Source organism: Demequina litorisediminis, assembly GCF_030161615.1.
Taxonomy (GTDB): Bacteria; Actinomycetota; Actinomycetes; order Actinomycetales; family Demequinaceae; genus Demequina; species Demequina litorisediminis.
The window spans coordinates 1-23,281 of sequence record NZ_BSUN01000002.1; the positions used below are offsets into that span (position 1 = coordinate 1).

Annotated in this window: 33 protein-coding genes; 11 read left to right on the plus strand and 22 right to left on the minus strand. The window is 66.6% G+C overall.

Features of this window, described 5'->3' with window-relative positions:
- From mobF to QQK48_RS17535, 3 genes are all read right to left on the minus strand, one after another.
- The coding region (mobF, locus tag QQK48_RS17525) for a MobF family relaxase (RefSeq protein ID WP_284329485.1) at positions 1-1,343 on the minus strand (1,343 nt) is incomplete at its 3' end.
- Complete coding sequence (locus QQK48_RS17530; RefSeq protein WP_284329486.1) at positions 1,312-1,434, minus strand: hypothetical protein; 123 nt, start codon at positions 1,432-1,434, stop codon at positions 1,312-1,314. The genes mobF and QQK48_RS17530, both read right to left, overlap by 32 nt.
- Before the next feature lie 34 nt (positions 1,435-1,468).
- Positions 1,469-1,780 (minus strand): relaxase domain-containing protein, encoded by a 312-nt coding sequence (locus QQK48_RS17535; protein WP_284329487.1) that lies wholly within the window; start codon positions 1,778-1,780, stop codon positions 1,469-1,471.
- Between the two features lie 210 nt (positions 1,781-1,990).
- Between QQK48_RS17535 and QQK48_RS17540 the strand changes: the two genes are divergently transcribed.
- From QQK48_RS17540 to QQK48_RS17580, 9 genes are all read left to right on the plus strand, one after another.
- Positions 1,991-2,359 (plus strand): hypothetical protein, encoded by a 369-nt coding sequence (locus QQK48_RS17540; RefSeq protein WP_284329488.1) that lies wholly within the window; start codon positions 1,991-1,993, stop codon positions 2,357-2,359.
- The gene (locus QQK48_RS17545) at positions 2,352-2,483 is read left to right on the plus strand and encodes a hypothetical protein (RefSeq protein WP_284329489.1); all 132 of its coding nucleotides are present in this window, start codon (positions 2,352-2,354) and stop codon (positions 2,481-2,483) included. The genes QQK48_RS17540 and QQK48_RS17545 overlap by 8 nt, the downstream gene beginning before the upstream one ends.
- 38 nt (positions 2,484-2,521) lie before the next feature.
- Positions 2,522-3,499: a hypothetical protein gene (locus QQK48_RS17550; RefSeq protein ID WP_284329490.1), complete on the plus strand. Its 978-nt coding sequence runs from the start codon at positions 2,522-2,524 to the stop codon at positions 3,497-3,499.
- Between the two features lie 119 nt (positions 3,500-3,618).
- Positions 3,619-5,022: a DUF6923 family protein gene (locus QQK48_RS17555; protein WP_284329491.1), complete on the plus strand. Its 1,404-nt coding sequence runs from the start codon at positions 3,619-3,621 to the stop codon at positions 5,020-5,022.
- Entirely contained in the window at positions 5,019-5,501 is a 483-nt protein-coding gene (locus tag QQK48_RS17560; protein ID WP_284329492.1) for a hypothetical protein, read from the plus strand. Before QQK48_RS17555 ends, QQK48_RS17560 begins: the two co-directional genes overlap by 4 nt.
- Positions 5,494-6,843 carry a DUF5979 domain-containing protein gene (locus QQK48_RS17565; RefSeq protein ID WP_284329493.1) on the plus strand — a complete coding sequence of 450 codons (1,350 nt, stop codon included), beginning with the start codon at positions 5,494-5,496 and terminating at the stop codon, positions 6,841-6,843. Before QQK48_RS17560 ends, QQK48_RS17565 begins: the two co-directional genes overlap by 8 nt.
- Positions 6,840-7,094: a DUF5979 domain-containing protein gene (locus QQK48_RS17570; protein ID WP_284329494.1), complete on the plus strand. Its 255-nt coding sequence runs from the start codon at positions 6,840-6,842 to the stop codon at positions 7,092-7,094. The genes QQK48_RS17565 and QQK48_RS17570 overlap by 4 nt, the downstream gene beginning before the upstream one ends.
- A gap of 227 nt (positions 7,095-7,321) precedes the next feature.
- Positions 7,322-7,585 (plus strand): hypothetical protein, encoded by a 264-nt coding sequence (locus tag QQK48_RS17575; RefSeq protein WP_284329495.1) that lies wholly within the window; start codon positions 7,322-7,324, stop codon positions 7,583-7,585.
- A complete protein-coding gene (locus tag QQK48_RS17580) occupies positions 7,551-8,204 on the plus strand; it encodes a DUF5979 domain-containing protein (protein ID WP_284329496.1) in 654 nt (217 codons plus the stop codon). Before QQK48_RS17575 ends, QQK48_RS17580 begins: the two co-directional genes overlap by 35 nt.
- A 37-nt stretch (positions 8,205-8,241) precedes the next feature.
- Here the strand turns inward: QQK48_RS17580 and QQK48_RS17585 are convergent, their stop codons facing one another.
- The 14 genes from QQK48_RS17585 to QQK48_RS17650 all read right to left on the minus strand — a co-directional run bounded on the left by QQK48_RS17585 (position 8,242) and on the right by QQK48_RS17650 (position 18,713).
- On the minus strand, positions 8,242-8,382 hold the full coding sequence (locus QQK48_RS17585) for a hypothetical protein (protein ID WP_284329497.1): 141 nt from the start codon (positions 8,380-8,382) through the stop codon (positions 8,242-8,244).
- 996 nt (positions 8,383-9,378) lie between these two features.
- A complete protein-coding gene (locus tag QQK48_RS17590; RefSeq protein ID WP_284329498.1) occupies positions 9,379-9,630 on the minus strand; it encodes a hypothetical protein in 252 nt (83 codons plus the stop codon).
- A gap of 27 nt (positions 9,631-9,657) precedes the next feature.
- On the minus strand, positions 9,658-10,194 hold the full coding sequence (locus tag QQK48_RS17595) for a hypothetical protein (protein WP_284329499.1): 537 nt from the start codon (positions 10,192-10,194) through the stop codon (positions 9,658-9,660).
- A 69-nt stretch (positions 10,195-10,263) separates the two neighbouring features.
- Positions 10,264-10,452, minus strand: a complete 189-nt coding sequence (locus QQK48_RS17600) for a glutaredoxin family protein (RefSeq protein ID WP_348523824.1) — start codon at positions 10,450-10,452, stop codon at positions 10,264-10,266.
- A 674-nt stretch (positions 10,453-11,126) separates the two neighbouring features.
- Entirely contained in the window at positions 11,127-11,468 is a 342-nt protein-coding gene (locus tag QQK48_RS17605) for a hypothetical protein (protein ID WP_284329500.1), read from the minus strand.
- The gene (locus QQK48_RS17610; protein WP_284329501.1) at positions 11,468-11,806 is read right to left on the minus strand and encodes a hypothetical protein; all 339 of its coding nucleotides are present in this window, start codon (positions 11,804-11,806) and stop codon (positions 11,468-11,470) included. The genes QQK48_RS17605 and QQK48_RS17610 overlap by 1 nt, the downstream gene beginning before the upstream one ends.
- 19 nt (positions 11,807-11,825) lie before the next feature.
- On the minus strand, positions 11,826-12,095 hold the full coding sequence (locus QQK48_RS17615; RefSeq protein ID WP_284329502.1) for a hypothetical protein: 270 nt from the start codon (positions 12,093-12,095) through the stop codon (positions 11,826-11,828).
- Positions 12,096-12,199: 104 nt separating this feature from the next.
- Positions 12,200-12,547 (minus strand): hypothetical protein, encoded by a 348-nt coding sequence (locus QQK48_RS17620; protein ID WP_284329503.1) that lies wholly within the window; start codon positions 12,545-12,547, stop codon positions 12,200-12,202.
- 713 nt (positions 12,548-13,260) lie between these two features.
- Positions 13,261-13,677: a hypothetical protein gene (locus QQK48_RS17625; RefSeq protein WP_284329504.1), complete on the minus strand. Its 417-nt coding sequence runs from the start codon at positions 13,675-13,677 to the stop codon at positions 13,261-13,263.
- Positions 13,678-13,728: 51 nt separating this feature from the next.
- A complete protein-coding gene (locus QQK48_RS17630; RefSeq protein ID WP_284329505.1) occupies positions 13,729-14,193 on the minus strand; it encodes a hypothetical protein in 465 nt (154 codons plus the stop codon).
- A 236-nt stretch (positions 14,194-14,429) separates the two neighbouring features.
- The gene (locus tag QQK48_RS17635; protein ID WP_284329506.1) at positions 14,430-15,362 is read right to left on the minus strand and encodes a hypothetical protein; all 933 of its coding nucleotides are present in this window, start codon (positions 15,360-15,362) and stop codon (positions 14,430-14,432) included.
- A gap of 217 nt (positions 15,363-15,579) precedes the next feature.
- Positions 15,580-15,828 carry a hypothetical protein gene (locus QQK48_RS17640; protein ID WP_284329507.1) on the minus strand — a complete coding sequence of 83 codons (249 nt, stop codon included), beginning with the start codon at positions 15,826-15,828 and terminating at the stop codon, positions 15,580-15,582.
- A 254-nt stretch (positions 15,829-16,082) separates the two neighbouring features.
- The gene (locus tag QQK48_RS17645; protein ID WP_284329508.1) at positions 16,083-17,408 is read right to left on the minus strand and encodes a ParB/RepB/Spo0J family partition protein; all 1,326 of its coding nucleotides are present in this window, start codon (positions 17,406-17,408) and stop codon (positions 16,083-16,085) included.
- Positions 17,409-18,296: 888 nt separating this feature from the next.
- On the minus strand, positions 18,297-18,713 hold the full coding sequence (locus QQK48_RS17650; protein ID WP_284329509.1) for a hypothetical protein: 417 nt from the start codon (positions 18,711-18,713) through the stop codon (positions 18,297-18,299).
- Between the two features lie 653 nt (positions 18,714-19,366).
- On the opposite strand from QQK48_RS17650, the gene QQK48_RS17655 reads away from it, so the two are divergent.
- Together QQK48_RS17655 and QQK48_RS17660 are read left to right on the plus strand one after the other, a co-directional pair.
- A complete protein-coding gene (locus QQK48_RS17655; protein ID WP_284329510.1) occupies positions 19,367-19,627 on the plus strand; it encodes a hypothetical protein in 261 nt (86 codons plus the stop codon).
- A gap of 19 nt (positions 19,628-19,646) precedes the next feature.
- Positions 19,647-20,099, plus strand: coding sequence for a homing endonuclease associated repeat-containing protein (locus QQK48_RS17660; RefSeq protein ID WP_284329511.1), 453 nt, complete (start codon positions 19,647-19,649; stop codon positions 20,097-20,099).
- 375 nt (positions 20,100-20,474) lie between these two features.
- On the opposite strand, the gene QQK48_RS17665 is transcribed toward QQK48_RS17660, so the two are convergent.
- The 5 genes from QQK48_RS17665 to QQK48_RS17685 all read right to left on the minus strand — a co-directional run bounded on the left by QQK48_RS17665 (position 20,475) and on the right by QQK48_RS17685 (position 23,099).
- Complete coding sequence (locus QQK48_RS17665) at positions 20,475-20,603, minus strand: hypothetical protein (RefSeq protein ID WP_284329512.1); 129 nt, start codon at positions 20,601-20,603, stop codon at positions 20,475-20,477.
- On the minus strand, positions 20,593-20,997 hold the full coding sequence (locus QQK48_RS17670) for a hypothetical protein (RefSeq protein ID WP_284329513.1): 405 nt from the start codon (positions 20,995-20,997) through the stop codon (positions 20,593-20,595). Before QQK48_RS17670 ends, QQK48_RS17665 begins: the two co-directional genes overlap by 11 nt.
- Positions 20,998-21,008: 11 nt before the next feature.
- Positions 21,009-21,923 carry a hypothetical protein gene (locus QQK48_RS17675; RefSeq protein ID WP_284329514.1) on the minus strand — a complete coding sequence of 305 codons (915 nt, stop codon included), beginning with the start codon at positions 21,921-21,923 and terminating at the stop codon, positions 21,009-21,011.
- Positions 21,883-22,488 carry a ParA family protein gene (locus tag QQK48_RS17680; protein WP_284329515.1) on the minus strand — a complete coding sequence of 202 codons (606 nt, stop codon included), beginning with the start codon at positions 22,486-22,488 and terminating at the stop codon, positions 21,883-21,885. Before QQK48_RS17680 ends, QQK48_RS17675 begins: the two co-directional genes overlap by 41 nt.
- A gap of 209 nt (positions 22,489-22,697) precedes the next feature.
- Positions 22,698-23,099 carry a single-stranded DNA-binding protein gene (locus QQK48_RS17685; RefSeq protein WP_284329516.1) on the minus strand — a complete coding sequence of 134 codons (402 nt, stop codon included), beginning with the start codon at positions 23,097-23,099 and terminating at the stop codon, positions 22,698-22,700.
- Positions 23,100-23,281 lie beyond the last annotated feature (182 nt).

Consider the following 23,281-nt stretch of genomic DNA (forward strand, 5'->3'; position numbering starts at 1 on the left):
ATCCGTGACAGCAGGTCCACGTTGGCGGCATCGAACACGGGACCCCACGCAGTTTCGGCGGCCTCGAGAAGTCGCGTCTCGCGCGCGAGGACGGCTTCACTTGTGCGCCACTTCGCGTGGGCCGGGCCAAAGACCACGGTGCGATCGCGCCGCCTCAACACGTCGGGCGTGTTCAGTAGGTCCGGCATCGACAGGTCGATGGAGTGATGTTCGGTCGCGGCCACGACCTCACGAATCGTGGCGTCAAGGTCCTCGAGGTCGGCCAACGTTCCGGCCGCGCTACCGCCGGCAAAGTGCTCCATGCGGGACTTGAGGTCCGCGTTGGGGGAGAGGTAGTCGCGCAGCAGGCGCTCAGTGGTCGCGGTGACGTTGGCGCTGTTCCAACGCGCACGCTTCTGCCCCAGGTCCTCAACGACTGCGCGCGCTAGCCCGTCGACCTGGTCCACCGTGAGGGTGAACGGGGCCGGTTTGCGCGGCCCAGCAACCACGCCGGCGGTCATCTTGCGCACCGCGGAGCGACGCCCCAACAGTTCGCGTGCGCGCCCAGCCCACTGCTCGCGCTGCTCACCAAGAGTCTCCCCAGACTCCTTCGCCGGGCAGGTCGCGAGGGTCGCCTGCTGAGCAAGACGACGCATCGTGGCCTTACTCGGCGCCCGACCATAAGTGGTCGTGTACTCGGCCACGAGCGCGTCAAGATGCGCGCCAATGTCGCGTGTGCGGGACGAGAACGCCTCCCGCACACCCTTGTCGATGCCCACGATTTCGCGTACGGCCTGGCCACCGCGTGCGGTGTAGACGTCCTCGAACGTCACGCCAAGTTCACGGGTCAGGCGCGACTCCATCTCGAGCTGGTAGCGCTCGGAAGCGGCGACGCCATAAGCGTAGATGGCGCGCGCGTCGAGCGTGCGCCACGTCCCCTGGGCGTCCTGGACCCGGTTCGCGACCACGACGTGCGTGTGCAGGTTTGGGTCACCGTGCCGTGATGTGTGGTGGTCGAACGCGGCGGTCGCGAACCCGTCGCCGTCGATCTGGAGCACACCTCCGTGGCCCGTGCGGGTCACGCAAGCGTCTTCCTGCATCGCAGTCATGGACGCCTGCCAGGCCTCGTCGTGAATGCGGGCGATCGTCTTGGACGTGTCCTCATCGGCCAAGCCCCACAGCACGGAAACGCTCTTGACTGGTGTGAACACCAGGTCGAATCCTGACACTGCCTGCTTGGCGCTCCCGCCTTGCTCGGCGAGGAAGCGGTTCACGTCGGTAGTCGTGATGACGCCCGCTTCGGGCTGGATGCGGAGGTACTCGAACGCGGCATCACGCCGCAGGCTGGGACGCCTCGCTGGCACTGGGAACACGGTCGTAGGCGGTGTGAAAGTCAGTGAACGCGGCATCAACGTAGGGCGTGAAGTCGTCCGCCGCGGCCTTGAACACTGGCATGGCGTGACCCAGTTGCGTGCTGGCGAGCGCCTGGTCAGGGGTACCCCTGAGCCGTGAGTTGCGCCTCGATCCTGTCTGCGTCGGGGTGCCGGCCCTCGCCAAACAAAGCGAGCATCTGCGCCTCGGTCACCGCGCCAGAGACGCGCAGCGCCTCAGCGCCACGACCCCACCACTGGCCCGCAGGGTTACCCGTCTCGAGGTAGTAGTCGCCGAGCGCTTGCCCACGCTCGCGCTTCTGGTCTGCGCTCGAAATCTGATCAGTCAGATACCGATAGCCGTCACCCGCGTAGGCTTGTGAACGGTCATCATGCGCCCACCCTAGCCGGTACTTGTGGAAAAACCGCACCGTGGTGCAAGAGGTGTGTTCAGTTCTGCCTTCGGCTTTGGCGGTTTGGCTGGGTTTTCCACGGGAGTGTGGACGGCTCACTCAAAGGAGGGGTATGGTCGGGCCTGTGAGAGAGGTAGGACTTAGGGCAATGGGAGGTAACTGACTCACAGACGAACGGTTGAACCAATGCCTCGCTCTACCAAGCCAGGTCCAGCAGCACGCGCAGAAGTGCGACGTAGGCTGGCCAAACTCAACGCCGATCGCGCAGAGCGCGACGCGCGAATCCAAGCCTCCGTCGAGGCCGCACTTGACGTCGAGGCTCCTGTAATCAGCGCACGTGAAGCGTTGGCAGGTGCGCAGGCCGCGTTGGCGGCCGCGGAGGAGTCCGCGCGGACGCGCCTCGCGGACGTCGTCATGCAGCTGCGCGACGACCATCTGTCTGCAGGCGAGATCGCGATGCTTCTTAATCGCTCCGTGCGAGACGTCCAGGGGATGATTCGCGCAGCGCGCTCGGCGCCCATCGCGGCGCCCGCAGTGGAGCACTCCGTCGACGAGCCCGCCCCGGCTTACGAGGGGAGCGTGGTCTCGGATGCCTGACGAGACGTTGTTCGCGCTCGATTCGATGCTCGAGAACGTGGTCGCGGCGTCGATCGCTGCGTGGAGCGATCAAGAGCCCGACCCGGTGTTCATCACCCCCGTCATCAGCGTGGAAGCCCGATGAGCGAGCACCGTTTGAACCTCGCACCCTTCATAGCGACGTTGCCCGATGCCATTGGACAGCGACCCGTCGAAGGACAGATGGCCGTGATCGTGGCTAACGATGACGGGCCCCGCGGGGTGACACTAGTCCGTCCCGGCGCGACCAGCGAGGAGATCGCGAAAGCAACTCGGCGCATCACGAGGACACCAGAGCAGTTCGCGGTCATCGTCGGGTACGGCCGCTCTGCAGCGGCGACAGCGCGCGAGACCGCGGCGGCTCTCGGCGGCAAGTCCCTTCACGGGTATGTCGATGCGGGCGACACCTGGCAAGCCTGGGACGCCCCGAGTGAGTCATACCGTCCCGAACGGCTGCCCGATGTGGCGACCCAGGCGGCCTTCATCACCGGTGCGCAGCGACCGCCGGGGGCTGTGGCCGAACTGAGACTCGCACCCGAGCCTGGCTATGCGGTGCTGACTACCAAGGATGCTCGCGCTCTCGACAGCACCGCACCCTCATTTCGCGTGGAAGTCGCACGACGCACGTTCGATGCGGCGGTTGCCGAGTATCCCAAGGTCACACCAGCACGTCTGTCGACCCTTGGGCATCTGGCAACGTCTGACGTTGCCGCGCGCGTTGCCATCGTGGCACGCGCGTGCCACTCGGACACTGCGGAGGCCGTCGTCGTCGAGGCACTGCGACTAGCCCCGGTCGAATACCGACCGGCATTCGCAGAGATCGCGGTAACCGCGACCTGCGCGAACGGCAAGTCGGCTCCCGTCGTGCGCGGCCTCATCAGCCACGTGCGGGACAACTCCACTCTTGGGGTTCTCGGTCGCTCGGGCGTGGAACGTGGCGTTCCGCGCGACGTGATCGCCGAAACCGTGAGAGGCGTCGAGCGAGCGCTCGACGGGCGCTTGCCGCAAATGGACGCGATGTGGAAGGCGGCTCAGGCCGCCGCGCCCGTCGCGCAGCCGTCGGTGGGCGTAGCCCCTCCGACCCCGGCGCCGGGCGCGCCACGCGTCGACCTCGCGCCGTAACTGCCCCACGCTGCACCTCACCCACCGGGCGCTGGTGCAAGACACCCCGTGTCGACGTCGCGTGACGTCGACAAGGGGTCAGCATTCACAAACTTTCGTCCCAGGCGGGGGGATTCACCATGCAGCACTCCGCACCTATCACCCGTCGCCATCGCTCGCGTCTTCATCGCGCGGCCGCGCTCGCTCTCGCCGCGGTCATCACCGCGGCAGGCCTTACCTCGGCCGCGACCACCCCGAGCCGCGCAGCCGATCAGGTGCCGTGGGCGTGCACGGGTGAGGGCTGGATTCTGCAGAACGGCCCGACCGAGGCTTACGCGCTCGACCTAGCCTCGGGAGTAGCCTCACGAGTCGCGACCAGCGACGAGCCATCAAACCTCAACGCGGTCGGCTACAACGAGGCTGACGGGCTGCTGTGGGGTGCGTTGCGCGAAGCGTCCCCCGTGATCGCGTCGATGGGCAGCAACGGTGTCACCAAGAGGTACGGAACTCCGATTGGCATCGGCTCGAAGTACGACGGCCCCGCATGGGTCATCGGTGACGTCGACGACGCGCAACAGTTGTGGATGCTGGGACTCGTGGACGAGGCCTACGTCGTGATGGTCGTCGACGTCGACCGCACGAGCCCAACCTTCATGCACTCCCTGGCGGACGTGTACGACGTTCCGGTTCCCGCCGGCACCTTCAACATTTCGGATTGGGCCTACGAGCCCTACACGGGCCTGGTGTGGGCTCTGGTCCGCATGGCGGACGGCACGACAACTGCAATGTCGCTCGACCCCTCGAACATCGAGCAGGGCCTCGTGGCTCGTCACGAGAACCTCGCCATGACCTACGGCACCTACGGCGCGATGTACGCCGACGGTGAAGGCAACGTCTACGGCGGTCAGAACGCGACGGGCGAGATCTGGCGGGTGAACGTCATCACTGGCGCGACCACGCTCGTGGCCACCGGCCCCACGTCTTCACAGAACGATGGCGCCCGCTGCACCGTGCCTCTCACCACTGACTTCGGTGATGCTCCCGACTCCTACGGGACAACCGTTGCCGCCGATGGTGCGCGCCACTCGATCACCGGCTACGACCCCGAGTCGTTCACTGCTGACTACACACTCGGTGACCTGGTCGACGCTGACGGCGACGACGCACTTCCCGGCATCAAGGCGGACGGCGACGACATCCACGGCGCTGCGGACGAGGACGCCCTCACCATTCCACTCGAGTATCCCGTCGACGGTTCACCGCTGACGATCGACTTCCCAGTTCAGGTGCGCGGCGATGAGCCCGCGACCGTGGCTGCGTGGTTCGACACCAACTCGAGCGGATCGTTCATCAACGACAGTGACCGCGTCACCACGACGATCAGCCACAGCGGAACGGTGTCGCTGACCCTGCCCGCCTACACTCCGCCGGCGGGGAGGACCCCACAGACACCTACCTACGTCTGCGGATCTTCGCGGGCGACATTGACGATCCTCAGCCCACAGGCGCGGTGCTGGGAGGCGAGGTCGAGGACTACCTCGTGACGCCTTCGCATGACACGGCTTCCCTTGAGGCTGCGATGCGGATCGTCGACGACGTCGAGTCAGCGGCGCCGGGCGAGACGGTGACAGTAGAGACGACTCTGACGAACACCGGGAAGGATTCGCTGTGGCACCGCTCGGCTGTCGTCGACGTCTCGGGCGCGCTCGACGACGCCACCATGGGAATGGTGGCGGCTTCACGCGGAACCGCGGACTATGACGAGAGCGCACAGCAGATCGTGTGGCGCGGCACGCTGGCGGCGGGGGAGTCAGCGACGATCCGCCACGAGCCTTGTCGTCGGCGCGAACTACGTGGGCGACCAGGATGTGACAAGCCGCGTTGCGGGTGCCGACGTCGTGAACTGCAGCGGCGAGATTGCCTCGTGCGGTGCGGCGTTCGCGGTGTCGTTTGGTTCCCTCGAGGTCGCTCACTCGTCGACGGGAGACGCGGCCGGTGCGTCATGGCTACCCGCCATGGTTGAGACAGAGGTCATGTGTGTCTCGCCCGATGCGTCGCACTCGGTGAGGCGGCCTGTGACGCTTGCCGTGGATGGAGATTGGTCGATCGCGGCTGGGCTGCCCCTGGGGTACACGTGCACCGTGGTGCCTGATGCGGGCATCGCAGGCACGTCGACGGTAACGCCGTCGACGGCAATCGTCGGGGTTGTGCCTGAGGTCGCGGTGGTGACGGACTTCGATTCTGCGGGCGTCGACGTCCGCGTTGACGTGGATGGCAATGCGGCGTCGACGGGTCGTGTACCTGCTGAGGTAGTCGTCGACGTCGTGTGCCGGCACACCGATGCCGGAGTGCTCGTCGACCAGGCGGTGACGGTGGTTCCGGGTGGGACCGGCTACGCATTCGCCGGGCTCCCGCCTGGGACTTCCTGTGAGGGAACGGTCGGGGATTACGGCCAGGACTCCACCGATCTATCCGCGGCGTCAGTCTCGCTGGACACTTCGGCGCCGGTGCAGTTGGTCGCGGTCCTGACGTATGCGCAGGGCTCGCTGACTGTCCAAAGCAGCGTTCAGGGTGAGGGTGCCGGTGAGACATGGGTGCCTGACTCGATCAAGGCGCAAGTGGTCTGCACGCACCCTGTGGATGGGGTCGTGGTCGACCAGATCCTCACGGTGCCGGCCGATGGCGCGCGCGCCGTCGATGGGATTCGCGTGGGGTCGGTGTGTGACGTCACGGGGCAAGCAGATCAGGCCGACGAGATCTCGCTCGTGGACGCGCAGACAATCACTGCCGGCGGAGCCACCGTCGAGCTGGTGTCCGTGTACTCGGCCAACGCGCTGCGAGTGACGACGGCAGTCGTCGGCTCCGGCGCCGGCGAGGCGTGGGTGCCCGACGCCTTCACCACGTCGGTGGTGTGTTCACGCGATGGGCTTGGCGAGGTGTACTCACGAGACTTCGTCCAGGCGGCGGGTTCGACGTTCACGATCGCCGGGCTCCCGTTGGGAGCACGCTGCGCTGTCCACCAGGACGACGCCGGGGCCGATGCGCTCACCTACGGACCCAGCGAATCGGTTGAGGTTCGCGGCACGTCATCCGTGACTGTTCGGAACACGTTCAAGGCCGGAACTCTCGACGTCGCCGCTGCCGTCCGCGGCACCGCCGCGGCTGAGGCATGGGTGCCATCGCAGTTCGTCCTCGAGGCCACTTGCTCCCATCCCGACTACGGGACTTTCATCGATGGCACAGTGTCCGTGGGATCCGGCGCTGCGGCCCGGCCGCCGGCGGTCTGCCCATGGGGACTGAGTGTGAAGTCTCTGCAGTCGCCGAACCTTTGGCCGCCGCGGTGTCCCTCGACGCTCAGTCCGTGACGATCACGCGCGAGGCACCCTCGATCGTGACCGCGGCCTACACGTTCAACAAGAACACCTTGCGGGTCACACAGGGCACGTTGGGTAGTGGCGCCCGGACCGCCTGGGCGCCATCGACGTTCCCCACCACAGTGAAGTGCTCGACGGACTCGGGCCTGGTGGGAGTCAAGACGTTCACCGCGGCCGCGGGGACGTCGCATGCGGTGACGGGTCTTCCCACGGGCGCGAGCCTGCGAGATCTCGCAGCCTGACAGCGGTGCGGATGCGCTGACGTTCACTCCGGCATCGCTGCTCGAGGTGCGTGGCGACACCGGAGTGAATGTCTCGGCACGCTTCGACGCTGGCAAGGTGCGGTTGAGCGCCGCGGTGGAGGGGCCGGCGGCCGGGGCGGCGTGGGTGCCCTCCACATTCCCCGTCGACGTCATCTGCCGTTCGGATCGGTTTGGCGAGGTCCTCGACGAGACATTGACGCCAAGCGTTGCCACGGCCGCACTGTCGTCTGGGCTTCCCGTGGACACAAGGCGCGCTCCAGACGGGTGACTACCGTCAGGCGCGCACGGCGACGACGGCGGACGTCGTCGAGATCTCGAACACCTCCGTGGTGGACGTCGAGATCTCGAACACGTATGAGGCCGGAGAGCCTGCTGCTCGACACGACGTCTGTGGGGAACGCTCGGCTTGCCTCGTGGGCGCCGACAACCGTCGACGTGGCCGCGCAGTGCACCGCTCCGTGGGGCGATGACGTCGGCACGCTCGAGGAGACGGCGGCCGTCGACGGCGCTACTGCCGCCCTCGAAGGATTGCCCGTGGGCTCCACATGCGGCGTAGACGTGCACGGTGACGATCTGGCTCAGGTGTCCGCGTCACGGTCGACAATTGTCGTCAGCGAGCCGGCTGCAGCCGAGGTCGCGGTGGTGACGAGCGTCAAGGGCGCGGACCTCAGAATTCGTCGCGCCGTCACCGGTGACGTTACGCAAGCATGGGAACGCGAGGCCGTGACCGCGACGTGCACGGCGGCGGGCCGTGAAATCTTTGCAACCGGTTTTGACCAGGACAAGCCGATGCGGTTCCTCTTGGCGGTCGACGAGGAAGTGTCTGCGCAGTTGCTCCCGATCGGAAGTGAATGCCTCGTGACCGACGCCTCGGGGATCACGGTCCTGGCGACGATCGGCGAGCGTGGCGGCGATGCCGACTTCGCTTCATTCATCCCGTTCGCGGACGACGAGCCGCGGGAACCCACGACACAGCGCGGGCTCGCCGCGACGGGTCCGGCTGGATGGGTTGTCAGCCTTGCGGTTGCCGGAGCGATTGCGGTCGCTGGAACGCTGCTCGCATCACGTCGACGCAACGGCAGGCTCTGAATACATCTCCAGCACCGTGTTCGTACTCCGCCAAGCCTTACGCCCCGAGGACGCGATTCCACTCCGTGCGGGCTTGGTCTGCCCTGTCCTTGTCCAGCAGCGCGAGGATTTGCAACAGCGCATCGATGCGGCCACGGGCCCACGAACGTGTGTGGAACGCGTCGCTACCGGGCTCCACCTCGGATGCGGATTCGGGCTCGGCGTCTCGGTAGACCGCGAACGTCTTAGTAAGAAGGCTCCGCCAAGTAGGCAGCGAGCTCGGGATTGCTTATTGGTGCACTCATGCCCAGAGCATAGAGATAGGTATGGGCGGAGCGCTCGACATCACGAGGCTCTAGTTGGACATACCGGGCACTCTTCGCGCCGTGGTCGACAGGTGTGGACGGACTCCACTATGAATAGGGCCATGTACGCGCTTCACGGCGCCGATAAGGCGACGGCATGAGATTCCGCCCCAAGGGTAGTCGGAGAGAACCCCCTCCCCGTACGAGGGCCGGGCGCACCATCTCGCGCTGCTCCATGCCGAGACAGACCGGCAACGCGCGAACATCGTTTCCTCGGCGAGTGCCGCTCTCACTCGAGCAAGCATCTTGATTGCGGCGGCTGGCCTAACAATTAGCCAGACGAACCTGGATGCGATGCACCCTGGATGGGCGATGATCTCAATGACGCTCTCAGCCAACGCCGTGGGGTTCGGCATCGCAGCGCTGTGGCAGGGGAACCGATACGAACACACTGTCGCGGCGATGCGGCACGACATCTGGGACGCTTCGCCGGTTGAGGCCTCAGACATTGTGCTCGACCGCAAGGCTTGAATTCATGACGGCGGAGGAGTCACGCAACAACCTGCGGGCCAACTTCCTCAAGCTCGGCTTTGTCCTGTGGGGCACGTCTCTGGTCGCCCTTATTCTTGCCCAGACGATTTAGGTCAGACCGCACGAGGAGCAAACATGGCAGACGATAAGAAGCCGCCACAGTCGAAGCAACCACCGCCGGTACCCAAGTCATCCCGACCCCCGCGCCTTCTCCGGGAGCTCAGCAGGCAGCCTCAGCCGCCCAAGCCGCCCAAGCCGCCGAAGTCTCGGTGATCCGCGCTCGGTCGGTGCGCCGATAATAGCCGTTATGTCGGGTTCTACCAGGGAGGATGCACGAACATCGCGCTTCCAGGGTCAGCCTAGCGGCTTCCCCGGTGGCGTGCTACGTGGACGATGAGTGAGGGGATGGTGTCCTCTGGCGGGGACACCCATCCTCGCGATCGCGCGCGCAGGCTGTCGCGGTCGTGCACCACCCACGCGACGACGTCGCGGGTGGCGGTTTCGAGGATGGCCGTGCTGCCGTTGCGCGCCGCGGCGTAATACTCCAACTGGGGAGCCCCGGTCGCTCTTAAATCGGGGTCGCCCGCTTGTTGGTGGAGATCGTCGTTCATGGTCCGTTGATTATCCGTCGGATGCTCTTACCCGCGAAGCGGCCGACGCTCGGTGTCGATCTCCCCACTCATTTGCGGGGCGTCCGCTTGGCATTCCAGTGTCGTGTCACGGGGGTCGGGGTCTGTCGTCACGCAGTAGGTGGTGACGTTCGTGCCGGCGGTTTGGCGATATCGGTCTCCCCCACGCCAGTGTCCGACTTCAAGGAGGAGGTCCGGGTACTCCTCGAGCCGGAAGGTGGTGCTGCGGTTCTCGGTCTCAGTGGAGGCTACGGTGCCGGCGAGTTCCACGTAGGTGATCTGGTCGACTCCGTCCGAGAGGTACTGCCAGGCGCCTACCGTCCAGGCGCTCACGGTCAACGCCAGAAGCAGCAGCGCGGTCGTGGCGCCCCAAGAGCGCGACCGGCGAGACGTCTGTGGTGCGCGTCGACCTCCAGGTTGGGTAGGCGTGAAGTACCAGTACGCGAAGGCAAAGAGCCCGGTCAAGGGAACGGTGAGCCACAGGGCGTCTTCGGGTCCGACCGTGGCCTGGGAGGTGATGGTGACGAGTTCCGCGCTGTAGGTCATCGCTCCTGCTCTCCGCGGGTAGCGAGGGCCTTGATCTTGTCGGGGTTGTGGCCCGACCAGTGGTCGACCTCACCGGAGATCTCGACGACAACAACGGGCGCCTCGGCGTGGCCCAGGCTCGTTCTTGACGAATGATGCGGCCTTGGCGTCGTCGCGGACGTCCACCTCAGCGAACGGGAGGCTTGCCTCCTTGAGCGCTCGCTTGGTCATGTGGCACCGCAGGCACGTGGGTCCTGTCGAGTAGACGGTGATCTTCATGGTGGTGTCCTTTCTCGCGGTGGGGGGATGCGCTTTGTGGTGTTGAGCGCTGGTCAATCCCCGCATCCGGCGATAGGGGACCAGATGCGCCGCGGAGGGCGAAGTGCAACCCGTAGGGCCGTCGACGGAGGAAGGTTGCGAGCGGAGCGAAGCAACCTCGCCGGACGAGACGGCCGCACCGCAGGTGCGGTTGCGCGCAGCCCGGAGGGCGCAAGAATGGTCCCTCGCCGGATGCGAGGTCGACCAATTCAGGGCCGCGCTAGCGGCCAGCGTTTGTGCCGGCGGATGCCGGCACCAGGCCGCCCAGGCGGCCGCCGCCGTTGCTCTCCCCCACGGGTCCAGGTTGTGCCCGGTCGACGTGGGCCAGGCGTGAGCAGCGCAGGCTGCATGCACGTTCTGGCTGTGTCGTGCGGGGTGCAACCGGGCGGTTGGGTCCTGCTGTCCATCCTGGGTGCGCGCGAAGGCCCGGCCCCAGCCGGAGCGCGTGCACAGGTGGTCAGGGGCACTCATGGTGCTACTCCCCACCCTCGGGCCGGCTCCGTCCGGCCCTGCTCGCACTTGTGCGAGGCTCGTGACCGCCGGCGCTCGATGCGCCTGCGCGGTCACGACCCGCCCACACCCCGTGTGGGCTGTGGGCGTCTGGCTCGACGCCAGACACCCACACCCGCCCGTCGCTAGTAGCCTTCATCAACCTCGAGTTCTTGGATGCGCTGCGCGTTGGCTCTTGCAGCGCGCGCGGCCCATCCCCAAGCGAACACGACGGCCGCGGTGAACACGAGGCGGTTCGCGAGTCCGGGGACACCTGCGATCCAGTTCGAGGCGCACACCAGCGTCATGCCTGCGACGGCCAGCGCGAAGCCGACGCTTACGGCTCGGAGCGATTGGATGCGCTTTGCTCTGTCGCGGAGCACGTCGTCGACGTGTGAGCGCGGGTTCTTGGCGAGGATGACGACGCCGGCGACGACGGTCGCCCATCCGACCATGAGCACGGCGTTGGCGAGGAAAGAGTCAAACATCAGGCGTGTGCGGCGAGGTACTCATCGATGGCGTCGCGCACGATGTCGCTCTTCTTTCGGCCGGGGCCGACGAGGCGGGCAAGTGCGCGGTCTTGTGCGTCGGTGACGGCGACGTTGACGCGGGGGCTGCGCTGGCCGGGCTTGTTGGTGGCGCGGTCCAGGCGCGGCCGTCCGGCCGATCGCTCGATGGCTTCGACGTCGACGCCGGCGGATTCGAGCAGAGCTCGGCCGTGAGCGGCGGCATCGGCGCCGGTGAGTGTGCCGCGGGACTGACCCCACTTGGTGGGGTCAGCGGCGAACGCGTCGAGGGCGGCGTCGCGGTCGGTGGTGTCGCTCATGGCGGGGTTCCTTCCTCTTCTACTTCTGCGTGTACCCGACGGCTCGGGCGGTGACTGCCCGAAGCGGCATGACGTGGAACACCAGGACGGTGCGTGGCGGGGTGGTCGTGACCAGTACCTCGAGTGTTCCGAACCTGCTGGGGCCGATGTAGAGCGTGGGGGCTCCCTGGCCGGGGATGCGCGGTTCTCCGAACTCGGTCTCGACGTGATCGGCGTGGAGCATGGCCCACTGCGCTTCCTCGCGGGGGATGCCGTGCTTGTCGGCGCTAGCGGTCCACTCGATTCCCATATGAATATTGTCTCACACAATATGGATTGTGTCCACCAATATTAGCCTGCGTTTCGGGAAAAGGAAAGGCCCCGCTGGCTGGTGCCAGCGAGGCCCGGTGCGGGTCAGCGGGGGCAAGACTCGCACTTCATGGGCGCCCCGATCTCCTCGTGCCAGTCGCGGCGGTCGACCGTCAGGACGGGGCGCCAGTGGTTGAGGGGCGTGGGCCATTCGTTGGCGCGGGGGTCGTGCTTGACGGCGGTCCGGCCGTAGTGGCCAAGGTGCTCGAAGCACACGATGCGACCGCTGTGTTCGCACCAGAACAGCGGCGTCTCGCTGGTGGTGGTGAGGCCGAGTCCGGCGACGCATTCGGGCTGGTGGGGGTCGGCGACGTGCTCGCCGCAGTGGCGGCATTCGTTGTTCTCGTCGTAGAGGTTGACGGGGCTCGCGGCGGCAAAGGTGTGGTTGGGCATGGTGGTGTCCTTTCTCGCGGTGGGGGGATGCGCTTTGTGGTGTTGAGCGCTGGTCAATCCCCGCATCCGGCGATAGGGGACCAGATGCGCCGCGGAGGGCGAAGTGCAACCCGTAGGGCCGTCGACGGAGGAAGGTTGCGAGCGGAGCGAAGCAACCTCGCCGGACGAGACGGCCGCACCGCAGGTGCGGTTGCGCGCAGCCCGGAGGGCGCAAGAATGGTCCCTCGCCGGATGCGAGGTCGACCAATTCAGGGCCGCGCTAGCGGCCAGCGTTTGTGCCGGCGGATGCCGGCACCAGGCCGCCTCGGCGGCCGCCGCCGTTGCTCTCCCCCACGGGTCCAGGTTGTGCCCGGTCGACGTGGGCCAGGCGTGAGCAGCGCAGGCTGCATGCACGTTCTGGCTGTGTCGTGCGGGGTGCAACCGGGCGGTTGGGTCCTGCTGTCCATCCTGGGTGCGCGCGAAGGCCCGGCCCCAGCCGGAGCGCGTGCACAGGTGGTCAGGGGGCACTCATGGTGCTACTCCCCCACCCTCGGGCCGGCTCCGTCCGGCCCTGCTCGCACTTGTGCGAGGCTCGTGACCGCCGGCGCTCGATGCGCCTGCGCGGTCACGACCCGCCCACACCCCGTGTGGGCTGTGGGCGTCTGGCTCGACGCCAGACACCCACACCCGCCCGACCGGCGGCCCGGCCACTGGTGGGTGGCCGGGCGCTTGGGTTACAGGCTGTCGATGTGGTCGAGGTCGCGTGTCGCGAGGCTGTAGCGCTGGGTGTAGGTGTGTGCTCGCATTCGCAGGGCTTCGATCATCCATGCGAGGTGGTCGGCGCTGAGGTGGCTTGCGTGGGCCAGGGGGTCGAGTTTTTCGCTTTCTCCGAGGTCGAGGGCGCGGGCCACGGCGCATGCCGAGGTGGCGATGACGTGGTGAGGGCACTCGATTTCGTCGACGATCATTCCGTAGGCGTCGCGGTCGCTCTCGCCTGTGTCGATGAGGTAGACGCGGTGGGCGTCGGGGCACATGCTCAGGGCGTGGGCGATGAGAGCACCTGCCGCCGTGGCGAGTTCGTGGCGCTTGGCGTCGCCTACGGCGGTGGCGGCCTCGTAGAGTGCTTCGGTTCGTTCTTGGGTGGTGAGCATTTGGGGTTCCTTTCGGGGCGGCGGGCCACTGTGTGGCCCGCCGCGCGGGGTTTAGGAGCGGCGGCCGCGTGCGGAGACGATGCGCTTGGGGCCGAGTGCCTGGTATCCCTCGTCGGTGAGTTCCCAGGGGGCTTCGTCGTAGCCGGGAAGTTCGCGGATGCTGGCGGCTTCGATGACGTTGAGGTAGGTCGCGGCGAGCGTGGTGTCCCAGCCGTCGATTTCGCATGCCTGGTAGCGGTAGCAGGCGATGAGGGACAGAATCACGACGGGGGGCAGCACGTCGGTGTCGAGCATGCGGAACGTGTAGGCGGGCGGGTTGACGGCGTCGCGGTAGCGGTGGTTTACGGATGCGTGAACGGCGTCGGTGAGGGCTTGGCCGATGAGGTCGGCGTTTGCGTGGCGCACGTCGAGCGCGATGCCGCCGTGGTGGACATAGAGAGGCCCGTGGGTGCGGTTCTTCACGCCCGCGGTCACGAGGGCGTCGATGTGGGTCTTAGCGACGATGAAGGCGCTCATGGGTGGTTCCTTTCTCACCCGGTGCGGCCCGCGCGCGGTGTGCGTGACGGTTGGTCACCGCATCGGCTGATAGGGGACCAGATGCCCTCGGAGCGCGAAAGCAGCAACCCCGAAGGGGCCAACCGGGAGGAAGGTTCACCAGGGAGCGCAGCGACCGCAGGGAACCTCGCCGGACCGGTCAGGCCGGCAGCGCAGGCGACGGTTGTGCGCAGCGCGCAGAGGGCAAGAATGGTCCCTCAGCCGATGCTTGAACACCCCACACTGTCGCGGCCGCGCAGCGGACGCGTCGACGAGCGCGCAGCGCTCCCCACCCGCCTGTCGGGTGGGCCACCAGCCGCAGGCTGGTGCACGCGTGAGGGATCGTCACCCGAAGGGCCAAGACCCGCCCATCCGAAGCGCCGTGCGCGCACGGATGGAGCCAGCGGGGCTTGGGTCGCGAAGCGACTAGAGCCCGACCCCGCCAGGGGCACGCCCACCAGGTCCTCGCTGTCTCCTTCTTCGTCGTCGTCCAGGTCGTCGAAGTTGGGCTCTTCGTGCCGGTCGAGAACGATCTCCTTCACGACTTCTGGGTCGCCAAAATTCATCAGGGTCATGCCGAGGAAGTCCTCATGCGAGGGAAGGAAAACGTGGTCGATCACTTCGGCGAGGTAGGGAATGCCTGGCGTGTCGTGTTCGTAAAAGGCTCGCCGCGACAGGGCTGAAATGTGGCGTGTGATGGGGTACACCAGGTCGTAGAGCGCGAGAGTGGTCGCCGTCGAACCTTTCAGATACGAGCCTCGAACACCGTCGAGCCAGCCTGAAAGTATCGACTGAATCTCGTCGTCCTCGCTCGTGTAGATCACGTTCGGCACCTGGTCGTAGATCCAGATCATGAACTCGTCAGGTCTGCTCAAGGCTGGCGCGCGGTCGCAAAGCGCAGTCCATTGGGTGTGGGGGTCGGGTTTGACTTCACCGCTGGCGAGCGTGTCCATATAGGCGTAGCGCCCTCCCCCACCCGCATATGCGGTCAGGAACTCGACGGCGTCGCCGTGAAAGGTGCCGGGGTCAATGGACGGCCACTGGTCGCCGTTGCCAGCGGCGAGGTCGCGGACGGCTGCGTACAGGCTGCGCGACGCCGTGGTTGTAGCCCCTAACGGGCCGAAACTCGCCGTCGCGAAGTCGCCCGTCAAGGAGGATCGCGACTTTCCCTAGTCGCTCGAAGCCTGATGTAAAGGTGTGGAGGCCAAGGTTGAGGGGGCTTTGACGTCCGAAACGCTCCCTATCCAAATGTCCGCCTTCGTGGGTGCTTGCGCGAGGTGGCGCAGCCCGGTGATGGTGAGTTCGGTCGCGAGTGAGTCTCGGCGAGCAGCGGGTCCCAGACGAGGGAGGAGGAGCCGGTCATGGTCGCTATCGCCGTTCGTCGAGGGCCGTGAAGTAATGGTTCTCGGCCGCGTCATTAATGGGGGCGAGTTGGTCAAGTTCCCATGCGCGCCCCTTTGGGGCGCCGCCTGTAGACACGTCGGTCTTGATGGCTTCGCGGACGGCGTGCGTGACGCCTCGGATGAGGCGTGCGCGCTCGTCGAAGGGCAGGCCGGCAGCGGTGCGGCGGACGTCGGAGATGATGCGGTCCACGTCGGGTGACTGGTGAATAGCCATGAGTTGAACCTAGAGGTTAGATGCGTTCACCAACAGGCGTCGCGCACAGAAAGGCGTGCGGCTTTCGCGGTTAGAGGTGGCAGTCGAAGTCGACGTCGTCGACGGTCGCGCCGCGAGGCGCGTTGGCCGGGGCCGGCTCGATGCCGGTCTGGTCAAGCTGCGCGCTGTGGTGGGTCATGCGCGCAAGGTACCCACGCGGCCCGAGTCGTTTGCCGGGGTCGCGGGCCGGGTGTTCCGGCCCGCGACCGTGGTGGCTAGTCGGTGGTGTAGGTCTGGGTGGCGGTGTGGTCGCCGTTGTTGTGGGTGGTGACGTAGTGGGCTTCGGGCGGGGTGAGGGTGTAGCCGAGGTCTGCCAGGAGCGTGAGGTGTGCGGCGAAGCCGGTGCGGTTCTCGCGCCACACGGTCTTGGACACGCGGTCCTCGTGGCGGGCGATGGTGGCCAGGAGGTGGGTCCGCAGGGTCGCTCCGTCGTTGACGGTGGCCTTGGCGTGGGCTTCTGCGCCGGGCCATGCGCCGTTCTTGACGGCGGCGACGATGCGGACGGCTTCGCGCACGTGCTCTTCGCTGTAGGGGGTGGCGATGTTGAGGGCCAGGAGCGTGGGGATGTGCTTCTTGGGGATGGTGGTGCGGGGGTGAAGCGACTCGGTGAGCCAGGCGCGACGGACACCGTTGGCGGTGTCCCATGCCTTGTTGTTGGCGATCACGCGGCGTCGCTCGGCCTTGTCGTCCTCAGACACCTCGACGGTCTCGGCCTTGGGGTCGTGGGCGCGAGTCTTGGTGCACCAGTGCTGGACGACGGCCTCGCCGTCGTTGGTGACGGTGGGGTAGATGCCGTAGCAGGGCTGGCCGTGGTGCTGGGCGATTTCCTCGTCGGACTTGAGGTGCTTGGACTTACCGTCCCAGCCGGAGGGCCGTTCGGTGATGATGGTCACGCCGGTGTCGGCGGCGATCTTCTCGGCCTGGGCGACGGCTTCGGCCTTCGCGATTGCCTCGCGGGCCTTCCTGAGCACCCAGTCGGGGTTCTGGCCGTCCTCGACCGCGGCGAGGGTGGTGGCGTACAGGTCGGCGTCCTTGGATTCGAGGTCGGCAAGGGCGAGGGCCTGATCGAGCGAGATTTCTCCGGCATGGAGGTAGGCGCGGGTGTCCTCGGGTGCGGCGTGGGCGGCGGCGAGGTTCTTGATGGTGTCGCGCTTGGCGCCGAGTCCCTTGGCGATCGCGGCGGCGGTTGCGCCGGTGTCGAGCATGCCCTGGATGCCGCGTGCGAGTTCGGCATCGGTGAAGCCTGCACGCTGGGTGTTCTCGTGGACCATTGCGGCCGCGATGGTGGCGGCGTCCGCGTCGGGCACGATGTTGACGAGGATTTCGGTAAGCCCGGCGTCGGTGGCGGAGGCGTGGCGGCGGTGTCCGGCGATGATGGTGTAGCCGCCTTCGGGGTCGGGGGTGACGACGAGGGGCTGGATGATTCCGCGGTCCTTGATGGATGCGGTGAGGGTGTCGCGGTTGCCGAGGTCGTAGCGCGGGTTTGCGGGGTTCGGGTGAACCTCGTTGAGCGCGACGGTGGCAAGCGTCATGGCGTGCATGGGTGGTTCCTTTCTCACCCGGTGCGGCCCGCGCGCGGTGTGCGTGACGGTTGGTCACCGCATCGGCTGATAGGGGACCAGATGCCCTCGGAGCGCGAAAGCAGCAACCCCGAAGGGGCCCACCGGGAGGAAGATTCACGGCCGAGCGCAGCGAGGGAAAGGAATCTCGCCGGACCGGTCAGGCCGGCAGCGCAGGCGACGGTTGTGCGCAGCGCGCAGAGGGCAAGAATGGTCCCTCAGCCGATGCTTGAACACCCCACACTGTCGCGGCCGCGCAGCGGACGCGTCCACGAGCGCGCAGCGCTCCCCACCAGGCTTGTCTGGTGGGCCACCAGCCGCAGGCTGGGGTATGCGTGAGGGATCGTGACCCGAAGGGCCAAGACCCGCCCATCCGAAGCGCCGCGCGCGCACGGATGGAAACAGCGGGGCTTGGGTCGCAAAGCGACTAGAGCCCGACCCGAAGGGCACGCCCACCAGGTCGGGCTCTAGCCACGGCACTCCATCCTGGTGAACTTCAAAGACAGAACGTATTGGCAGGCACTGACCGTGATGATGGCCAGAAGACCCGGGGATGCCGTTGGACGCCCGCAGGGCGTCCGGTCGGCGGGAGGGTGACTGCGCGACCGCTTGCGGTCGCTCCTTTTGGTAGCGCGCTCGCCGGCTAGCGCCGGCGGCGCGGGGGTGGGTTGGGGCGTGTGCCCCCTGCCCTCTTGTGGACGGCCTGAGGCTACGCAAGGGGCTCCACCCGCCCACAAGTGGACAGCGGGACTCTGGGTGACGGTTGTACCCCGCCGACACACACCGGCTCGCAAGCAGGCGGCTGCGCGGCGGTGCCACGTCGACCGGGCACAACCTCTCTGCCGGAGGGCGGGGGGAACGCCGGGGTCGCTACTTCTCGATAGTCGACGCGCCGTCGTTCACAAGGAACTCGCCGATGACAGTCTTCCCGTCCTCGTCATACAGCGGGATCGAGAACACTTTGTCCGCCACGTCGTTGGCACGCGCAGCATCCTCAGGGCTGGACACCTTTACAGGCTCGAGGTCTGCTGATTTGACGAACCCGAGGGTTCCGTCTTCACCCCAGGCCTGAATGAACTCGGGCTCCTTCTCGTCGAGGATGACTTCTCCGAGCCGGGTGTCGTCGTTGCTGACAGTGGGCTGGTGAGTTTCAGCGACAGGAGCCGCGCCAGGCGGCGCAGAGGTACCTAGACCTGAGACGCCAAGTGCAACGCCGATTCCCACTCCACCGACGAGGCCGACCCCGGCGATGAGAATCATTTGAGGAGAGAGCGAGATGTGTCGCATTTTCATCACCTTCACCAAATCACAATCGGGCTTCGGGCCGATTGGTGTGAACGATAGTCACCGCTGTAGTACGCGTACCCAAAGCCGGACCCGCGGTACTCTCCCGACCCACAATCCTTCGCCACGGTTCGCGAAATGATTGTGACGCTCTGTGTTGTAAGGACCCGGCTCGCCGAGCCACAAAGGGCGTTGCCGCGCCAGAGGCGAGCCGACGCCCCCTGCCACCCCGCGGGAGCCGTAGGCGACGACGACACGGTGAGTCCGCCTGATGGCTTCGTGCCATTGCTGTTAGCGGAAGGTCGGGCCTTGTAGTCGTATGCGCCGACGTTCCACACCGTTTCCCAGGCCCCGTACACCACGGCCGCGGTTGCCGCAGTGCCTGTCATGCCGACGAGAATTCCCGCCATGACCGAAATGGCGGCCACTCTCAATTTGGCCGAGTTCGCCGGCTTGGCCGTTTGTGTCATCATGTCCCCCCAGATTGGACTAGATCCCCAACACATGCGCGATGCCCCTTTGCACGCATTTGCAACCTAAGCCCGCACATTCGTGCTGTCAATAGATGCCACACACTCCGCGGTGGCAGCGTTGCCGGACGGTACTTGGTTGGGGGCAGGCGTGGCCCGTCGACATCGTCGTGTCGTCCCGCCACCATGAGGGCCATGCTGACGTTCCAGTACACCGATCGGGATGCTCGCTCGAGATCTCTTGATGCGCTGGCGCGCGCTTGTCGCGTGCTGGAAGCGCAGCCGGGGATCACCATGAAGGCTCTCGCCCGGCATGCGAGGACCGACGTCGAGACGCTGGCGAGGGTGTTGGGTCCGGATTTGGTGGCGTTTGCTCGTCACAGCGCGCACACACCCGCGCCTGAGCGGCGCAAGACACGGGCGTGGACTGACGCGCAGGCTGCGTGAAGCGCTGCGTAAGGCGGCGGTGGTTCTTGATGGTGATGTGCGTGAGGCCCGCTATCGAAATCTCGCGACGCGGCCGGGTGCCTCTGCCCCGTCGAGCCAGACGATCATTCGACGTTTCGGCTCATGGAATGCCGCGCTCGAGTCCGCGGGAGTGGGCACTGTGCAGCCTCTACGTAGGCATGACAAGTGGACGCTGGAGTTGTGCGCCGATGTGGTGGCGGAGTTCATCGCTGAGACGGGGTCGACGTCGGGCTCGCAGTATCGGGAGTGGGCTGCGGGGCGCGAGGATTGTCCCTCTGTCGCGACGATCGAGAAGGTGGGGTTGTGGCACGAGGTTGTGAACCGGGCTTTGCCGATGCTCGTGGTGCCTGATCTGCACGCGCAGTATGTGGCACGGTTGCGGGCCGAGCATGCGAGCCGGAGGCGTGCGATCTCGAGTCGTTCGTGGCGGACGGCGCGGAGAAAGGCCTGAGGCCGCCGGAGCCAGAAAGGAATTGGTGTCGGCGGCCTCAGGTGAGTGACCGGTGTGGTGGCGACCAAACCACCATGCCGGCACGGTGCCCTGTGCGGGAGTCGAACCCGCGGCGTCAGGAAAGGGGGCTAACCCGACGCGCCGGCTCCTGGGGGGAGCCTCAGGGCTTGCGATCATCTTGCACGATCGGCGTAGGTGTTGCCAGAGCGGCGTAGCGCGTCCGCGGGCGTGCCATTTGAGAAGTCTGGGGCGGCGCCGGTCATGGGCAGGCGGGCGTGGTCGTGGGCGTGAGACTTGACCTCATCGCCGAGTTCATTCCACCGGTCCCGTCCGACGAGCACGACGTCGCACGTGGCACCGCGGGCGGCCACGAAACTACGCGCTGCCTCGAGGTAGTTGTCGCGGTAGGCGAGAAGGTCCGCTTCCCACAGGCTCGGCCATGCGGGTCAGCGCCCGGTAGGCCGCGTTGGTCTGCTCCTCGGTGGCGTTCTCGTCAAACGTCACGGCCTCGAGGCTCGTCGACCTGCTCGGAGTAGAGGTCAGTAAGCCCGAAGATCTCAAACTCCTCTTCCTCGTCGAATGCGATCTGGACTGGCTCGGTGCGGTACGGCAGGAGGGTGCCGGGCTCGGCGCCCGCGGTGGAGTTCACGATGTTGCGCACGTAGTCGGCTTCCCACGAGCCGGAGCGTCCTGCAAGCAGGTCCTCCACTCCCCCGATGTTCGCGGCCACCGTCGTCAAGACGTGGCACGCGATCTCGGCGAAGTCGACGGGCTCGACCTTCTCGTGCTCGGTGCCTGCGCCCCTGACACGGGTCTGACGGGCCGCGGCCGTGAGCGCGGTGATCGCCGCTTCCACGGGATTGGCGGACTCCGTGGGGCCGCTATCGGTGTTGACCATACGTGTGGCTCCTAGGTGCGGTCGACGTGCTTTGCGAGCACCGTAGCGGCGAGGGCTGACCTCGACGGGGCGCCGACCTTGTCGGCGATCGCGTCGAGGTAGTCGCGCTGCGCAACGGTGAGGCGGAACTGACGCTGGATGCCGGAGCCGGATCGCTTGACCTTGACAGCCCGGGGCATCTGTCCAGGGACGAGGCTCGGCGCGGTCGTACCTGCGAAGTGCTCGGTGAGGCTCTCGACGTCGACGGCGTCGAATGCTTCCACCAGGAGGTCGGCGTAGGTCGTGTCGCGTTCCTTGCGGATCGCGGTCAGCCGCTCGAGGAGGTCGGGCTCGAGGTAGATACCGACGTTCACGATCGTCTCGTTGTCGACGCTCTGGGAGACGGGTGTGGCCGCCTTCTTGGGTGTTGTAGCGGGCTTAGCCTGCTTGGGCTCGGCGCTCGGCTTCACGGGCACCGGTTCCGACGGTGCGGGTGTGGCTGCATCCGCCGGCTGAGGGGCCTTGGGCGTCAGGAGACCCGAGAGAGCCTGGCCGCGGTCCTTGCCTGAGAATGCGCCTTCGAGGCTGGCACGCTGGGGGGCTTGGCGTTCGGGGCTCATGCGGGGATCTCCTTGCTTTCGAGGCTCAGCGATGCGCTTGAGCAGTTCGCGGGTGAAGTCTTGGTAGTCGTTGGCGAGGCTGGTGGCGTTGCTGACGAACAGTCCTTCGCCGGGCTTCTCGCCTGCGCGCAGCGCTGCGAGGCGTGCGCTGCGGTCCTCCGAGACGGCGTCCTCGAGTTCGTGGACGAGACGGCCGTGACGGCGGGCGTCGACGGCCGCGGATTCGAGGTGCCGGATAGGCGTGTCGAAGATGGGAGCGGCGGCACCAACGACCTGGGCGATGGTGTCACGCACTGATCGCTCGAGGCGGCGGGAGCGTGATCCCATGCCGAACAGCAGCACTCCGGCGAGGCTCAAGGTCGGGGTTGGTGTCGCGTGCGGCAATGAACCGCTCAGCGACTCGCTCGAGGCCGTCAATGCTGGCGTCGTCCGACCTGGTCGGGATGACCACCGCGGCGGCACAGCCGAACGCGGCCTCGACGAGCATCTTCTCCCCCGGCGGGGTGTCGATCAGGATGAGGTCGTAGTTACCCGCGATGGACGCGAGCGACTGGTTGAGGTTCTTGGACAGACCCGGCTCGCCGCGCATCGCGCGGGACATTGCCATGGCGGTGAGGTCGGCGATGTCTGGCCCGCCGGGGACCACGTCAAGCCCTCCACGCACGTCCTTAACGATCGGTGGCGTGGCCCCGGCCATGAGTGCCATCAGGAGGTCGTTGCCACTCCCCCGCTCCATGCCGAGGTCGCGAGCCACGTTGCCCTGGGGATCCAGGTCCACGAGCAGAACCCTCAGCCCGGACGCCGCGGCGAGGCCCGCCACGTTGCAGGCAACGGACGTCTTACCGACGCCACCCTTGCCCTGAGCAACAACCACACTGCGTGCAATAGCCATAACCATTCCTCCTGTGTGAAACCACACTAGTAGCCGTATGTGAGAGCGTGCGTTGCGCCACGCCCTGTCTAACGTTTACTACCGTACCATAGTTCACACGTTACGCCATGCCATAACGCTAGCCATACGTCATAGATGGGGAAACGTAGAGCCGAACGTGTGGCGTCACGTCGGTCTGCCTATGTGGATGCACCTGTGGCGTCACGCGTTCACACGGGCGTGACGTCATAGGTGTCATGATCCACGAGTTCGTCTCGGCCGGCGCCGAACATGGCTGGCCCGATGGCGAGGTTGTGTCCCGCGGCGGTGGCGTGGAGGCGGTGCCGCGTGCGCTGTGTCCCGGAGGCGGGGGAGGGGCTGCCCACTGAGCCAAAGACCAACAGGGGCTCTCCAACGCGCACGGACTGTGCAAGGTGGAACGCGAGGCTGTCGTAGGCGTTGACGGTGAACCACTCGGCTGGTGCAGGCGTCCATCCGTCGTCGCTAGCGTTCTTGATGCGGGGTGTCACGACGAGGTCGAAGGTCACGGTGTCGTCGTCGAGGACGGGCGCGGTGGCGACCCAGCCCATGATTGGGAAGGTTCCCTCGGTGGGGACGGTGAAGGTGTTCATTGTGGTGGAATCCGTTCCATGAAGTGCCGTTGGCATCCGTGCCGTGGCGAAAGATTGTGCACTTTCACGGTAGGGATCGGGGTGTTACGGGTGTTAACCGGTGTGACATGACTCGCAGGCGATTCCAGGGCAAATCAGACATACGGCGAGCCCGTAGGGACGTATGTCCTAACGCTTGGGCA